The sequence below is a fragment of the Aeribacillus sp. SP014 genome (genome assembly GCF_054055575.1).
The window spans coordinates 2,854,631-2,869,702 of sequence record NZ_JBSRXI010000001.1 but is presented as its reverse complement, the minus strand read 5'-3'; the positions used below and the strand labels follow the sequence as shown (position 1 = coordinate 2,869,702).

Annotated in this window: 13 protein-coding genes, 1 pseudogene and 1 other annotated feature (1 of these 15 running past the window's edge); of the genes and pseudogenes, 12 read left to right on the top strand and 2 right to left on the bottom strand. The window is 39.5% G+C overall.

Annotated elements, in window-relative coordinates:
- Window positions 1-125, top strand: a binding site (T-box leader) (it extends 49 nt beyond the left edge of the window).
- Window positions 126-194: 69 nt separating this feature from the next.
- The 10 genes from glyQ to ACVIJU_RS13970 all read left to right on the top strand — a co-directional run bounded on the left by glyQ (window position 195) and on the right by ACVIJU_RS13970 (window position 11,069).
- Window positions 195-1,085: a glycine--tRNA ligase subunit alpha gene (glyQ, locus tag ACVIJU_RS14015; RefSeq protein WP_456687693.1), complete on the top strand. Its 891-nt coding sequence runs from the start codon at window positions 195-197 to the stop codon at window positions 1,083-1,085.
- The gene (glyS, locus tag ACVIJU_RS14010) at window positions 1,078-3,141 is read left to right on the top strand and encodes a glycine--tRNA ligase subunit beta (protein ID WP_144596771.1); all 2,064 of its coding nucleotides are present in this window, start codon (window positions 1,078-1,080) and stop codon (window positions 3,139-3,141) included. The genes glyQ and glyS overlap by 8 nt, the downstream gene beginning before the upstream one ends.
- 125 nt (window positions 3,142-3,266) lie before the next feature.
- A complete protein-coding gene (locus ACVIJU_RS14005) occupies window positions 3,267-3,905 on the top strand; it encodes a helix-turn-helix transcriptional regulator (RefSeq protein WP_094246231.1) in 639 nt (212 codons plus the stop codon).
- A 15-nt stretch (window positions 3,906-3,920) separates the two neighbouring features.
- Window positions 3,921-4,730, top strand: a complete 810-nt coding sequence (locus tag ACVIJU_RS14000; protein WP_063388051.1) for a pyruvate, water dikinase regulatory protein — start codon at window positions 3,921-3,923, stop codon at window positions 4,728-4,730.
- A 260-nt stretch (window positions 4,731-4,990) separates the two neighbouring features.
- Window positions 4,991-5,479, top strand: coding sequence for a YaiI/YqxD family protein (locus ACVIJU_RS13995; RefSeq protein WP_063388052.1), 489 nt, complete (start codon window positions 4,991-4,993; stop codon window positions 5,477-5,479).
- Between the two features lie 24 nt (window positions 5,480-5,503).
- On the top strand, window positions 5,504-7,300 hold the full coding sequence (dnaG, locus tag ACVIJU_RS13990; RefSeq protein ID WP_063388053.1) for a DNA primase: 1,797 nt from the start codon (window positions 5,504-5,506) through the stop codon (window positions 7,298-7,300).
- Between the two features lie 32 nt (window positions 7,301-7,332).
- Window positions 7,333-8,460 carry an RNA polymerase sigma factor RpoD gene (gene rpoD, locus ACVIJU_RS13985; RefSeq protein WP_063388054.1) on the top strand — a complete coding sequence of 376 codons (1,128 nt, stop codon included), beginning with the start codon at window positions 7,333-7,335 and terminating at the stop codon, window positions 8,458-8,460.
- Between the two features lie 321 nt (window positions 8,461-8,781).
- Complete coding sequence (gene cccA / locus ACVIJU_RS13980; RefSeq protein ID WP_063388055.1) at window positions 8,782-9,147, top strand: cytochrome c550; 366 nt, start codon at window positions 8,782-8,784, stop codon at window positions 9,145-9,147.
- Window positions 9,148-9,236: 89 nt separating this feature from the next.
- The gene (locus ACVIJU_RS13975; RefSeq protein ID WP_063388056.1) at window positions 9,237-9,947 is read left to right on the top strand and encodes a tRNA (adenine(22)-N(1))-methyltransferase; all 711 of its coding nucleotides are present in this window, start codon (window positions 9,237-9,239) and stop codon (window positions 9,945-9,947) included.
- Window positions 9,948-11,069 (top strand): Nif3-like dinuclear metal center hexameric protein, encoded by a 1,122-nt coding sequence (locus ACVIJU_RS13970; RefSeq protein ID WP_063388057.1) that lies wholly within the window; start codon window positions 9,948-9,950, stop codon window positions 11,067-11,069.
- 47 nt (window positions 11,070-11,116) lie between these two features.
- Here ACVIJU_RS13970 and ACVIJU_RS13965 read toward each other — a convergent pair whose 3' ends face one another.
- Both ACVIJU_RS13965 and vrrA read right to left on the bottom strand, forming a co-directional pair.
- The gene (locus tag ACVIJU_RS13965; RefSeq protein ID WP_063388058.1) at window positions 11,117-12,079 is read right to left on the bottom strand and encodes a 4-hydroxy-3-methylbut-2-enyl diphosphate reductase; all 963 of its coding nucleotides are present in this window, start codon (window positions 12,077-12,079) and stop codon (window positions 11,117-11,119) included.
- 104 nt (window positions 12,080-12,183) lie between these two features.
- Window positions 12,184-12,699: pseudogene (gene vrrA, locus ACVIJU_RS13960) on the bottom strand (VrrA/YqfQ family protein); the annotation flags it as partial.
- A 123-nt stretch (window positions 12,700-12,822) separates the two neighbouring features.
- On the opposite strand from vrrA, the gene ACVIJU_RS13955 reads away from it, so the two are divergent.
- Window positions 12,823-14,124 carry a DEAD/DEAH box helicase gene (locus tag ACVIJU_RS13955; RefSeq protein ID WP_063388060.1) on the top strand — a complete coding sequence of 434 codons (1,302 nt, stop codon included), beginning with the start codon at window positions 12,823-12,825 and terminating at the stop codon, window positions 14,122-14,124.
- A gap of 23 nt (window positions 14,125-14,147) precedes the next feature.
- Window positions 14,148-15,041 carry a deoxyribonuclease IV gene (locus ACVIJU_RS13950; protein ID WP_063388061.1) on the top strand — a complete coding sequence of 298 codons (894 nt, stop codon included), beginning with the start codon at window positions 14,148-14,150 and terminating at the stop codon, window positions 15,039-15,041.
- Window positions 15,042-15,072: the final 31 nt, after the last annotated feature.

Sequence of the window (15,072 nt, the reverse complement as noted above, 5' to 3'; positions counted from 1 at the left end):
CTTAGGATGGTGCGAGCTAAGGTATGAGGATGCAGGGAACGGCGTTCCAGAGCAATAACGGTTTACGAGAGGCTGAAACGTTTTTCAGCAAATAGGGTGGAACCGCGGGTCATCCCGTCCCTATGCAACTTTGTTGCATTAGGGACGGTTTTTATTTTGTTCGAACATAACTTAATTGTGGAGGTGCATGATGAATGAACATTCAAGAAATGATTTTGACGCTGCAAAAGCATTGGGCCGATCATGGATGTATTTTGATGCAGGCATATGATGTAGAAAAAGGTGCCGGAACCATGAGCCCATACACATTTCTTCGCTCCATCGGGCCAGAACCGTGGAATGTTGCTTACGTAGAGCCGTCAAGAAGACCTGCTGACGGAAGGTATGGGGAAAATCCGAACCGCCTTTATCAACACCATCAATTCCAAGTCATTATGAAGCCGTCTCCGAAAAACATACAAGAAATTTATTTAGATTCATTAAAGGCTCTTGGAATTGATCCGCTTGAACATGACATCCGCTTTGTGGAAGATAACTGGGAAAATCCTTCTCTCGGCTGCGCAGGGCTTGGCTGGGAAGTTTGGCTTGACGGAATGGAAATTACTCAATTCACGTATTTTCAGCAGGTCGGAGGACTGGAATGCAAACCGATTTCTGTTGAAATTACTTATGGAATAGAGCGTTTGGCGTCTTATATTCAAGAAAAAGAAAATGTATTTGACCTTGAATGGACAAACGGATTTACATACCGGGACATTTTTTATCAGCCTGAATATGAGAATTCCAAGTATACGTTCGAAACTTCCGATACAAACATGCTATTTGAACTGTTTAATACGTACGAAAAAGAAGCGCACAGACAGATGGAATTAGGTCTCGTTCATCCAGCGTACGACTACGTTTTAAAATGCTCGCACACATTTAATTTGCTTGACGCAAAAGGAGCTATTTCTGTTACAGAACGAACCGGATATATTGGCAGAGTGAGAAAGCTGGCAAGAAAAGTTGCCAAAACGTTTTATGAAGAACGGGAAAAACTCGGTTTTCCAATGCTGAAAAACAAGGGGGCCGAAAATCATGAATAAACGGGATTTACTTATCGAAATCGGGCTTGAAGAAATGCCTGCCGGCGTCATCCTGTCTTCGATTGATCAGCTGGCTGACAAAGTAGGAGCTTGGCTGGATGAACATCGCATTTCTTACGCCAAAATAAAAAAATATTCAACTCCTAGACGTCTTGCCGTCCTTGTAGAGGATGTAAATGAAAAACAGGAAGATTTGCTTGGCGAAGCAAAAGGACCGGCAAAAAAGATTGCGGTTGATGAGAATGGAAATTGGACAAAAGCAGCGTTAGGCTTTGCACGGAGCCAAGGAGCTTCCACAAACGACATATCCTTTAAAGAAGTAAACGGTGTTGAGTACGCTTTTGTTCAAACATTTCAAAAAGGGAAAGAAACGAAAGAACTGCTCCCAGGGTTAGAAGAGATTATTCAAACCATCCATTTTCCGAAAAATATGCGTTGGGGAAATTGGAATCTTCGCTATATCCGTCCGATCCAATGGTTAGTTGTCTTATTTGGACAAGACATCATTCCGTTTTCCATTACCGATGTTCCGACAGGAAATGTTACGTATGGCCATCGCTTTTTAGGAACGAAAGCGGAAATTTCCACTCCACGCGATTATGAAAATACTTTGTTGAACCAGTTTGTTGTCGCCGATTATGAAAAACGAAAACAAATGATCATTCAACAGCTGGAGGAACTGGAAAGAAAGGAAAACTGGATCATCCCTGTTGATGAAGATTTGCTCGAGGAAGTTACAAACTTGGTGGAATATCCGACCGCCCTGTACGGTTCATTCGAAGACCAGTTTTTAACATTGCCTGAAGAAGTGTTAGTGACGACGATGAAGGAGCATCAGCGATATTTTCCTGTCAAAAATAAAGATGGAAAGCTGCTTCCGTTTTTTGTTACCGTAAAAAACGGGAATGATCAAAACATTGAAACGATTGCCAAGGGGAATGAAAAGGTCCTTCGGGCAAGACTTTCCGATGCAAATTTCTTTTACGAAGAAGACAAAAAGCTTGCCATCGATACCGCACTGGAGAAGCTTGAAAAAATTGTTTTTCATGAAGAACTGGGTTCCATCGGTGACAAGGTTCGCCGAATTGTAAAATTATCAGAAAAGCTTAGCGAAAAGCTTGAATGCTCCAATGAGGAGAAAGCTTATATTAAACGGACTGCTTCCATTTGCAAATTTGACATTGTTACGCAAATGGTTTATGAATTTCCAGAGCTTCAAGGAATTATGGGAGAAAAATACGCTCTTTTAAAGGGTGAACAGGAAGAGGTTGCAAAAGGAATAAATGAGCATTATATGCCGCGGCATGCTTCCGACAAGACGCCTGAAACGTTGAGCGGAGCCATTGTAGGGCTTGCGGACAAGCTGGATACAATTGCAGGATTTTTTTCGATCGGTTTGATTCCAACTGGCTCACAAGATCCGTATGCATTAAGAAGACAAGCAAGCGGCATTGTTCAAATTCTTCGAGCAAAACAATGGCGGCTTGAATTGGAGGAATTGTTCGACCTTGCTATAAATGTATATGGTTTAGAAAATAAAGACAATTTGAGAAAAGAATTGCTGTCGTTCTTCCAAATGAGAGTCAAATTTGCGCTTCATGAAGAAAATGTCCGCCATGATATAATTGAATCGGTATTACAATCCAATTACCATGAAGTTAATGCATATTTCGAGCGGGCTGCCGTTCTGTCAGAAGAAAGCCAAAAGGGTGACTTTAAAGAAGTAATTGAATCGCTGTCTCGTGTTGTCAACATCTCGTCTAAGGGCCAAGAGGGCAATATTAAAGAAGAGCTGTTCGAGAAGGAAGAAGAAAAAACATTGTATCAAGCGTATTTACGGCTTGAAGAAAATTTTGTAAAATTGCAAAAAGAGGGTAATTTTAAAGAAGCATTTTTGGAAATGAAAGCTTTAAAGCCGGTGATTGATCGTTATTTTGATAATATTATGGTAATGGCAGAGGATGAGTCGGTTAAACAAAACAGGCTGTCCCAAATGGTACAATTAACAAAAATAATCACATCTTTTGCCAAAGTGAATGAAATTATCGTAAAATAAATGCAAATGGACGATTATCCCGAGGATAATCGTCTTTCCTTTCGCCGTAATGAGCAATAGAAAACCTTTTCAAAATATTGAAATCATATATAATATTTTTATAATGCAGCCTCTTTTTCAAGGTGGTGAGGACAATAGAGCTTAATAAACGGCAAGAACAAATATTGCAAATCGTTAAGGAGCATGGGCCAATTACAGGTGAACATATTGCAGATCGTTTAAACTTGACAAGAGCTACGCTAAGACCTGATTTAGCAATTTTAACAATGGCTGGATACCTTGACGCAAGGCCGCGAGTCGGCTATTTTTATACAGGGAAATCAGGCGCCAATTTGCTTGCAGAGAAATTAAAAAAGCTCCAAGTAAAAGATTTTCAGTCGATCCCAGTCGTTGTCAACGATAATGTTTCTGTTTATGATGCAATTTGTACAATGTTTTTGGAAGATGTCGGGACATTATTTGTGGTAGATAATCAATCGTTGCTAGTGGGAGTGCTGTCGAGAAAAGATCTCCTCCGGGCAAGCATCGGCAAACAGGAATTAACCCAAATCCCCGTCAATATTATTATGACTAGAATGCCAAATATAACCGTATGCAAAAAGGAAGATCTTATTATTGATGTAGCAAGGATTTTAATTGAAAAGCAAATCGATGCACTGCCCGTTGTAAAAGAAGTGGACGGCGGTTTTGAAGTGATAGGAAGAATTACGAAAACAAACATTACAAAAATATTGGTAAGATTAGTTGATGACGATATTATGTAAGAATGGGGGATCCGAATGAATAATCGTACGATCTATATTGTTTCAGACTCAGTCGGGGAAACGGCAGATCTCGTTGTAAAAGCAGCTATCAGTCAATTTAACGGCTCTCAATATGAAACGAATGTGAAAAGGGTGCCTTATGTGGAGGATGCAAATACAATCAAAGAAGTTGTCGCATTGGCGAAAATGGATAATGCGATCATTTGCTTCACAATCGTTGTCCCCGAACTTAGGAATCTTCTTATTCAAGAAGCGGAAAAAGAAGGTGTGATCTACCACGATATCATTGGTCCTTTAATTGATAAAATGGAAACGTCATATGGAATAAAAGCGAAGTATGAGCCCGGAAGAGTTCGGAAGCTTGATGAAGACTATTTCAAAAAAGTAGAAGCAATTGAGTTTGCTGTTAAATATGATGACGGCCGCGATCCGAGAGGAATTTTGAAAGCCGATATTGTTTTGATCGGTGTATCGCGGACTTCCAAAACGCCTTTGTCGCAATATTTGGCGCTAAAACGATTAAAAGTAGCTAATGTTCCTATTGTTCCAGAAGTAGAACCCCCTGAAGAACTTTTTAAAGTTTCCAAAGAGAAATGCGTCGGTCTAAAAATCAGTCCGGAAAAGCTGAATTATATCCGAAAGGAAAGATTAAAGCAACTCGGGCTTAATGATCAGGCTATATATGCCAATATAGACAGAATTAAAGAAGAATTAGCTTATTTTGAAAAAATTGTTCAAAAAATCGGCTGTCCAGTTATAGATGTATCGAACAAAGCAGTTGAAGAAACAGCCAATCATATCCAAAATTTATTCTTAAAAAAATAACATGTGATAAAACCTGCTTATTCCGATCTTAAGAATATAGTAGGTTTTTTTCATGGTGAAAGATAAAATGATGGAATAATGCAGTGTATTGTATTATAATAAAAAATTGTGATAAAATTATGCTTTTTAGGTTTAGACTAAAAAAAATACGAATAAACTATTTACAGGAAGATGTCAAGGGGGTTGGAGAAAGAAAATTCGACAAATCGCTTTTTGTAAAAAGTTTAAATTGCTGGCAGGATTCTTTGAGGTGATGAAGAATAGAGAAATATGATGGGAAAAATATCACTATTTTTGTCGATGCTGATGCATGCCCCGTCAAAGAAGAAATTGCATCAGTCGCAAAAAAATATAAAGTCCCGGTTTGTTTCATTGCATCATATGCTCATGTAGGTAAAAAGGATGACGGGAATAGCTGGGTATTTGTCGATCAAGAAAAGGAATCTGTCGACTTATACATTTTTAACAACTCAAAAAAACATGACATCATCATTACACAAGATATCGGACTAGCCGGTATGCTGCTTAAGAAATGCACACATGTTCTCTCTCCAAGAGGAATGCTGTTTACAGAAGATACAATCGACTCTGTTCTCCATCTCCGGTATATTTCGGCAAGGGAAAGAAGAAACGGCAATTATATCAAAGGGCCAAAAAAATTCCAAGATAAAGATCGTCATCATTTTATCACAGCACTTGAAAAAATATTGTCGAATTATGCAGGAAATTTTAAAATTCATATTGAATAAATTTTAAGGCACGGAGTTGTTCATATGGGGAAAATGCTTCCCGAGGAATTTATAGAAAAAGTACAACATGCTGTTGATATAGTAGATGTTGTGAGTGAATATGTTCAATTAAAGAAGCAGGGTCGAAACTTTTTTGGACTATGTCCTTTTCACGGCGAAAATACACCTTCATTTTCTGTTTCACCTGAAAAACAAATTTTCCACTGCTTTGGCTGCGGTTCTGGCGGAAATGTTTTTACCTTTCTCATGCAAATTGAAGGATGCAGCTTTACAGAAGCTGTACAAATGACAGCAAAAAAAGCTGGTTTGGACATTCCAGGGGGCTCGGCACTTTCTCAAGAATCGACATACCCAAACAACAGCGAAGCAGAGAAAATGATTAAAGTGCATGAACTGCTGAAAAAAATGTACCATCATTTATTACTAAATACAAAAGAAGGGCAAAACGCGTTAAATTATTTGCTTCATCGGGGTTTTACGAAAGAATTGATCGATCAATTTGAGATTGGCTACGCTTTAGATTCTTGGGACTTTTCTTTAAAGTATTTGCTGAAAAAAGGTTTTGAACTTCCGTTATTAGAAAAAACAGGATTAATTATCCGAAGCGAATCTAACGGTTCTTTTTTTGATCGGTTTCGCAATCGGATCATGTTTCCGGTTAAAGATGCACAAGGCCGTACAGTCGCTTTTTCCGGAAGGTCGCTAGGAAACAAACAGCCAAAATATTTAAACAGCCCTGAGACAAAAATATTTAACAAAGGACGGATTCTTTATAATTTCCACCAAGCAAGACCTTTCATTAGACGAAAACAGGAAGCGGTGTTGTTTGAAGGGTTTGCGGATGTTATATCGTCCGTTCATGCAGGAATCGAGCATAGTGTAGCAACAATGGGAACAGCGCTGACGGAAGAACAGGTCAAGCTCTTAGCCAGAAGCGGAGGAACAGTTGTCATTTGCTACGATTCCGATTCCGCTGGAATTGAAGCTGCCTTCAGAGCTTCTAAATTGCTTGTTGAAGCAGGATGTAATGTAAGGATTGCTAAAATGCCTGAAGGGTTAGACCCTGATGACTACATTCGGACATACGGAAAGGAAAAATTCAAAAACGATGTAATAGGGGCAAGTCTCTCATTAATGGCATTTAAGATGGAATATTTTCGAAAGGGGAAAAATCTCCAGGATGAAGGGGACCGAGCGAGATACATTCAAGAAGTGCTTAACGAATTAAGCAGCCTTCCGAGCGGGATCGAACAAGAGCTGTATATCACGCAGCTTTCTGAAGAATTTTCCGTATTAAAAGAAACGTTAATGGCAGAGCTTCGGAATATAAATAAGCGGAAAAGAAGAAGACCAGAAAAAACGAGCCTCAAGACTGATGCATTACAACGGAATGCACTGATGCCTGCTTATCAAAAGGCAGAACGCCTTCTAATTGCTCATATGTTGAAAAGCAGGGAAGTGGCAGAAAAGGTTCTTCATGCGATTGGTGGAAATTTTAACGTGGAGGAGCATCGGGCTATTTCATCCTATTTATACGCTTATTATGAGGAAGGGAACGATCCGGACATAAGCCACTTTTTGACGAAGCTCAAAGATCCTTCATTAAGCCGAATTGTATCGGAAATTGCCATGATGACAATTGGCGAACAATTGACTGAGCAAGAGCTTCAAGACTATGTAAAACATATCTTGAACCATCAAAAAATGCTCATCCTAAAGGAAAAGGAAGCTGAGAAGAAAGAGGCTGAAAAACGAAAAGATTATGTAAAAGCTGCCGAAATTGCAATGGAAGTAATTCAGCTGAAAAAAGGATTAATGTGAAAGCTTGTATAACTCTGGAAGGAGGGGATCCAATGGCTGAAAAACAAGCCCATTCAAAAGATTTAGAAGCTGATGGAACTGTTGAGGAAGTGAAAAATCAGCTTATTCAATTAGGAAAGAAACGCGGAGTATTAACATATGAAGAAATTGCTGAGAAAATGGCAAATTTCGATATTGATTCAGATCAAATGGATGAGTTTTATGAATACGTTAATGAGCAAGGAATCGAATTAATTAGCGAAAACGAAGATGTTGATTCCAATTTGCCGGATTTAGACAAAGAAGATGAAGAAGAATTTGATCTAAATGATCTTAGTGTACCGCCGGGTGTGAAAATAAATGATCCGGTTCGAATGTATTTAAAAGAAATCGGCCGGGTTGATCTCTTATCGGCTGATGAAGAAATCGAACTTGCCAAGCGTATTGAACAAGGGGACGAAGAAGCGAAAAGAAGGCTTGCAGAAGCCAACCTGCGCCTAGTCGTCAGCATTGCAAAACGCTACGTCGGCCGCGGAATGCTCTTCCTCGATCTCATACAGGAAGGCAACATGGGGCTGATGAAAGCTGTTGAAAAATTTGATTATCGAAAAGGATACAAATTCAGCACATATGCAACATGGTGGATTCGCCAGGCAATTACACGGGCAATTGCAGATCAGGCGAGAACGATCCGCATCCCTGTCCATATGGTTGAGACAATCAATAAGTTAATTCGAGTCCAACGCCAATTGCTTCAAGATTTGGGTCGTGAACCGACACCAGAAGAGATCGCTGAAGATATGGATTTGACTCCTGAAAAAGTTAGAGAAATCTTAAAAATTGCCCAAGAACCTGTATCATTAGAAACACCGATTGGCGAAGAAGACGATTCGCACTTAGGTGATTTTATTGAAGACCAAGAGGCTACTTCTCCATCAGAGCATGCTGCATATGAATTATTAAAGGAGCAGCTTGAAGATGTTCTCGATACCCTTACAGACAGGGAAGAAAACGTTCTGCGCCTTCGTTTTGGACTGGACGATGGAAGAACTCGGACTCTGGAAGAAGTAGGAAAAGTTTTCGGTGTCACTCGAGAACGCATTCGGCAAATTGAAGCGAAGGCTCTGCGAAAATTGCGCCATCCAAGCCGAAGCAAGCGGCTGAAAGACTTTTTGGAATAAAATAAAAATGTTTTTTTCTTTCCTTGGGCAGACTTATTCGTCTGCCTTCCCTTCAATATATGTAAACGCTAACAACAATAACTATTTGTACTATATTTTACTGAATCTTCTTTCATTTTGCAAATGACATTTGTTGAAAAAACATAAGATCTTTTTAAATTGTTTTTTTGTCTAATTCGTGAACATCACAAGGAACTTATATAGAAAGACTTTTCCTTCAAAGAAAATTAAAGTACAATAGAGATTGTTTAGGTTAGTTTCAGCTCGTCCATGTTGAGCGAAAAAAGCAAATGTACGGTTATACATAAGGGAGGTTACAAAATGAATCGTAATCCGCTTATTCCATTTGCATTAATCATTGTGTTTGGAATTGGACTAATGGTTGCATTTTCTTTCATCGGACTGGATAATATGAAAGAGATGGCTGAAGAAAAAGAGGGGGGCGGACAAAAAACGGAAGACGTCGCTAATGCAAAGCCGGAGGATATATTCAAGCAAAGCTGTGCAAGCTGTCACGGTCAAAACTTTGAAGGCGGAGCAGGTCCTTCATTAAAAGGTGTTGGCGACAAATTGTCTGTTGATGAAATTAAAGAAACAATTAAAAACGGCCGCGGTGCGATGCCTGGCGGGCTAGTACCTGAAGAAAAGCTTGATGAAATGGCCGAATGGGTTTCTAAAATTAAATAATAAAAAACATATTGGTTGAAAAGTCTTCCTTTTGGGGGACTTTTTTCGTATTTTCATGTTTACCAAATTGGAATAAAGGGTGAAAGAAATTGAACAGTGTCCAACTTTCAAAAAGACTGTCGGCTGTGGCAGAATTTGTTCCGAATAATCAGGTGACAGCAGATATTGGATCAGATCATGCATATTTGCCATGTTATTTAGTGCTTGCCAAAAAAACAGTGAAAGCGATTGCCGGTGAAATCAATGAAGGCCCTTTTCAAGCGGCAAAAAAGCAAGTGGAAAAAAACGGGCTCCAGCATGTAATTTCCGTTCGGAAAGGGGACGGATTGTCCGTATTACAAAAGGATGAGGCAACATGCATCACGATTGCTGGCATGGGCGGCTCGCTTATTAAAACGATTTTGGAGGAAGGAAAAGAGAAGCTCGGGAAGGTTGAACGGCTTGTACTTCAGCCGAATATTCATGCAATTGAAGTTCGAAAATGGCTGATTGACAATGGTTGGGAGCTCGAAGGAGAAACAATTCTTGAAGAGAGCGGAAAAATATATGAGGTGCTGTCCGCTAAGCGTGGAAATGCAATGAAACCGTACGAAGCTTTGCCATTTGAAGCAGCTTTGTTAATGGGTCCATTTTTGTTAAAAGAAAAGAACAACGTTTTTTTTAAAAAATGGAAACACGAGCTTTCTCATCGGAAGGACATTCTACGGCAGCTGGAGCAATCCAACGGAAATGAACAGCTTATGCAAAAAAAAGAAGAAATAAAAAAGGTGATTGAGATCATTGAGGAGGTCATAAAATAAATGAAGAAAATCGCTAACGGCCAACATATTATTCAATTATTTGAACGGTTTTCTCCAAAGCATTATGCATTGGAAGGAGACAAGATCGGGCTGCAAATCGGCACATTAAACAAGCCTGTCCGAAAAATTATGGTCGCTCTGGATGTTTTGGAGGAAGTCGTTGATGAAGCAATCAATCAAAAGGTTGATTTAATTATCGCTCATCATCCTCCCATTTTTCATCCTTTAAAGCATATTAGAACAGATGATCCGGCAGGGCGTATTATAGAAAAATGCATTAAGCATGAAATTGCCGTTTATGCGGCCCATACAAATTTGGATGTGGCTCCAGGCGGAGTGAATGATCTTTTGGCCGACCGCTTACAATTGGTGAATCAAAAAATACTTGTCCCAACTTATCAAGACCCATTAAAAAAGCTTGCTGTATTTGTACCAAAAGACTATGAGGGGGACGTTCGGGAGGCGCTTGGCAAAGCGGGTGCTGGATTTATCGGCAACTACAGTTATTGCACTTTTTCCTCGTCAGGAACAGGAACATTTTTACCTTTGGAGAATGCAAATCCCTTTATCGGAGATACTGGAAAGCTTGAAATGGTTGAAGAAGTCAAAATTGAAACGATCTTCCCGCAGTCAATCCAAAAGAAAGTCATTCAAGCGATGTTGAAGGCGCATCCTTATGAAGAAGTTGCTTATGACATTTATCCATTAGAAAACGAAGGGAAACAGCTTGGATTAGGGAAAATTGGAGAGCTTGAAAAAGAAATGACATTGAAGGAATTTGCAGAGCATGTTAAGAAAGCTTTAGAAGTGGAAAAAGTAAGAGTAGTAGGGGATTTACAGGCAACTATAAAAAAAGTAGCCGTTTTAGGCGGAGACGGAAATAAATACATTTATCAGGCAAAAATGAGAGGCGCAGATGTTTATGTAACTGGTGATGTATATTACCACACAGCTCACGATGCTATGATGCTTGGCTTACATGTAGTTGATCCAGGTCACAACATTGAAAAGGTGATGAAAGAGGGAGTGGCGGAAAAACTAACAAAGCTGTGTGCTGAAGAAAATCTGGAAGTAGAAATTATTCCTTCCCGCGTCCATACAGATCCGTTCAAGTTTCTATAATTAAATGGGGGATCAGTCCTTTTTAGCGGACCGATCCCCTTTAATCATTAAAAAGGTTTTGTCGATGATTTTTTGACTTTTACCTTTGGCAATATTTTTTCAAGAGGGACATTTGAAGTTAAATCCCATGTTTCTGGATTTTCTGGATCATAATTCTCCAAAAATCGAATGACCTCTTTGACAATCGGCGTTGGGGTTGATGCACCGGCTGTAACGGCAACTTTTTTAACGTCTTTAAGCCATTCCAGTTTGATTTCACTTACATTCGCCACACGATAAGCTTTCGTGCCCGCAATCTCTTCAGATACTTGCGCAAGCCGGTTTGAATTGTTGCTGCGCGGATCGCCGACGACAATGGTTAAATCAGCTTCTTTTGCTTGTTCGGCCACAGCTTCCTGGCGAACTTGTGTTGCGAGGCAAATTTCTTTATGAAACTCGACATGCGGATATTTTTCCTTCACTTTTTCCATTATATCAGCTACGTCCCATTGGCTCATTGTCGTTTGGTTCGTAACAATGATTTTGTCGTTGGAAATATCGAGCTCTTCAACATCGTTGACAGTCTCGACTAAATGAACGATATCCGGCGCTACACCTACTGCTCCTTCCGGTTCCGGATGCCCTTTTTTTCCAATATAAATGACGTCATACCCTTCTTCTTTTTTTTGTTTAATAAGTTCATGAGTTTTTGTGACGTCAGGGCATGTAGCATCGATCGTGACAAGCCCTTTTTCCTTCGCTATTCTGCGCACTTCTGGCGAAACGCCGTGAGCAGTGAAAATAACGGTTCCTTTATCGACTTTTTTCAAAATCTCAAGTCGATTTTTTCCGTCTAACGTAATAATCCCTTCTTTTTCAAAAGCATCTGTTACATGTTTATTATGAACGATCATTCCTAAAATATAGATCGGTCTAGGCAGTGATTTATCCATTGCTGCATTTTTGGCTATCACCATTGCATCAACAACACCATAGCAGTATCCTCGAGGGGAAATTTTAATAACCTCCATGTTTTTTCCTCCTGATATTTAGTAAAGGAAAATAAAAAAGCCGTCAAGCGGCTTGACTATCTAACATCATTATACCTAACATGGAGGAAGAAAACAAAACACAATTAAATATAAAGCTTAGGTTTTGATTCGCCCGACGTATTTTCATCTGAAGGGCTGTCATCGGCTGTCTGTTCCTTCAATCTTTTAGAAGACGAATTTTCTTTTATATCATCTTCTTCGCTACTGTCTGTATCAGCATTTTTCAATTCTCTATAAATTTTGAACATTGCCGGGAGATTACGGATCAGAGGACCGTATTGCTGAACCATCGGTGTGACTTGCTGAGCGACACCGAGAACTTTTTGGACATTCGTCAACATGTTTGAAAGATTGGCAGGGTTTGTTAAACTTTGAACAGCACCGCTTGACGGTATACTTCCTGCATGCATTGTGCTCGATGGAAGAAAACGCGAAAAAAGCGATTGTAATCCTCCCCTAGGCGGAACCGGCCATTGCTGAACAGGTGGCTGCCCCCAAAAAGGATGGTAGCCTCCGCCAAAAAAAGGGCGGATCAATGGCTGCTGCCGGAAGGGAGGAAAAGCTCGATAAGGATGCATAAACTTTTCCCCTTTCTTTTGCTGTTTTACCTACATTAAACTATGCGGCGTTTTAGGAAAATGTTTTATTAAAATTGGAGTTTTTCCATTATATTGTTTATAATCAAAAAATGGGTTGATTGATTATGAAGGAGTTGTTTTGCAATGGCAGCTGACTTTAAAGATTTTCCATTTCAAGATTTTATTATAGATGCCGTTCAGTCGTTAGGTTTTAAAGAACCGACTGAAATTCAAGCACAAATGATCCCAATCATATTAAGAGGAGCAAGTGCCATCGGCCAATCACAAACAGGTACAGGCAAAACACATGCTTATTTGCTACCGTTAATCAACAGTATTTGCGGAGAGGAAAAGCGTGTCCAAGTTGTTGTTTTAGCACCGACGAGAGAGCTTGCGACTCAAATTTACGAAGAAGCGTTAAAAATCATAAAATTTGCCCCGCCGGAAAAAGAATTACATGCAAAACTTTTTATTGGCGGTACAGATAAAATGCGGGCGATCGAAAAGCTAAAAACTCAGCCCCATCTTGTGATCGGAACACCTGGGAGAATTCTTGATCTTGTCAAGGAAGGGGCGCTAGATTTATATTCGACCAAAAGCATAGTTGTGGATGAAGCCGATTTAATGCTTGATTTAGGCTTTATTTATGAGGTCGACCAAATAGCTAGCCGCATGAAAAAAGAACTGCAAATGCTTGTGTTTTCTGCCACCATTCCTGAAAAATTAAAGCCTTTTTTAAAAAAATATATGGAAAATCCTGAGTATGTTCATGTATCTCCAAAACAAGTACATGCCAAAAACATCACGCATGTTCTTGTTCCGCTGAGGCATCGAAACAAAATAGATCTTTTATACAATATGGTAGTTTCCTTAAACCCTTATTTAGCGTTAATTTTTGTGAATACAAAAGCGAATGCCCAAGATGTGGCATACGGTCTTGCCGAAAAGGGATTAAAGGTTGGGCAAATCCACGGCGGTCTTACCCCGCGTGAACGGAAAAAAGAAATGCGTCAAATTAAGGATCTTGCCTATCAAGTTGTAGTAGCAACTGATTTAGCTGCAAGAGGAATTGATATTGAAGGTGTTTCCCATGTAATCAATGCCGAGCTGCCGACTGATTTAGATTTTTATATTCACCGAACCGGAAGAACGGCTCGGGCTGGCTTTTCAGGATTTGCCTATACAATCTATGAAGACGATGATGAACAAATGCTGCAAAAGCTTGAAAAAATGGGGATAATCTTTGAAAATCGAGATATTGAAAACGGAATATGGAAAACGCTCGATGACCGAAATCGCAGACAAAAAAGAAAAAAACAACCTATGGAAACAAACGCGTTTATCGGAATCATCAAAAAGCCAAAATCGGTAAAACCAGGATACAAAAAAAAGATGAAAGAACAAATCGAAAAGCTAAAGAAAAAGCAAGCAAGAAAAAATAAATAAAAGGTTGTAAGGAGAGGAAAAACATGTTAAAAATTGGCTCGCATGTATCGATGAGCGGCAAGAAAATGTTGCTTGCGGCAAGTGAAGAGGCAGTTTCATACGGCGCTAATACGTTTATGATTTATACAGGAGCCCCGCAAAACACGAGAAGAAAAAAAATTGAAGATTTAAATATCGAAGCAGGTTTGGCGCATATGAGAGAGCATGGCATCGAAGAAATTGTCGTTCACGCACCATATATTATTAACATTGGCAATACAACAAATTTAGCGACCTTCCAGCTTGGCGTTGATTTTTTAAAATCGGAAATTGAGCGCACGGAAGCAATCGGTGCAAAACAAATCGTGCTCCATCCGGGAGCTCACGTTGGAGCCGGTGCAGAAGCCGGAATTAAAAAAATTATTGAAGGTTTAAATGAAGTGCTGGAGAGGGGGCAAAAAGTGCAAATCGCCCTTGAAACGATGGCCGGCAAAGGTTCAGAATGCGGAAGAACGTTTGAGGAGCTTGCGATGATCATTGATGGTGTTACCTACAATGAACATTTATCCGTTTGTTTCGACACTTGCCATACTCATGATGCCGGTTATGATATTGTCAATGATTTTGATGGGGTTTTAAATCAATTTGATAAAATCATCGGTATCGACCGTTTGAAAGTTGTTCATATAAACGACAGCAAAAATCCGCGTGGGGCACAAAAAGACCGTCATGAAAATATCGGATTCGGCCACATAGGATTTAAAGCAATCAATTATATCGTCCACCATCCGCAATTAAAAGACTTGCCAAAAATTTTAGAAACTCCGTATGTCGGTGACGACAAAAAAAATAAAAAGCCGCCTTATAAATTTGAAATTGACATGCTGAAGAACAAGACGTTTGATGAAAATGTTTTGGAAAAAATAGCAAATCAATAAAAAAGGACAAGCTCCCTTTTTTAGGGAACTT

Excerpts from the sequence above, each read along its gene's own strand:
- glyQ (WP_456687693.1), top strand. The coding sequence starts at position 195 with ATGAACATTCAAGAAATGATTTTGACGCTGCAAAAGCATTGGGCCGAT.
- glyS (WP_144596771.1), top strand. The coding sequence starts at position 1,078 with ATGAATAAACGGGATTTACTTATCGAAATCGGGCTTGAAGAAATGCCT.
- ACVIJU_RS14000 (WP_063388051.1), top strand. The coding sequence starts at position 3,921 with ATGAATAATCGTACGATCTATATTGTTTCAGACTCAGTCGGGGAAACG.
- dnaG (WP_063388053.1), top strand. The coding sequence starts at position 5,504 with ATGGGGAAAATGCTTCCCGAGGAATTTATAGAAAAAGTACAACATGCT.
- rpoD (WP_063388054.1), top strand. The coding sequence starts at position 7,333 with ATGGCTGAAAAACAAGCCCATTCAAAAGATTTAGAAGCTGATGGAACT.
- cccA (WP_063388055.1), top strand. The coding sequence starts at position 8,782 with ATGAATCGTAATCCGCTTATTCCATTTGCATTAATCATTGTGTTTGGA.
- ACVIJU_RS13970 (WP_063388057.1), top strand. The coding sequence starts at position 9,948 with ATGAAGAAAATCGCTAACGGCCAACATATTATTCAATTATTTGAACGG.
- ACVIJU_RS13965 (WP_063388058.1), bottom strand. The coding sequence starts at position 12,079 with ATGGAGGTTATTAAAATTTCCCCTCGAGGATACTGCTATGGTGTTGTT.
- ACVIJU_RS13955 (WP_063388060.1), top strand. The coding sequence starts at position 12,823 with ATGGCAGCTGACTTTAAAGATTTTCCATTTCAAGATTTTATTATAGAT.
- ACVIJU_RS13950 (WP_063388061.1), top strand. The coding sequence starts at position 14,148 with ATGTTAAAAATTGGCTCGCATGTATCGATGAGCGGCAAGAAAATGTTG.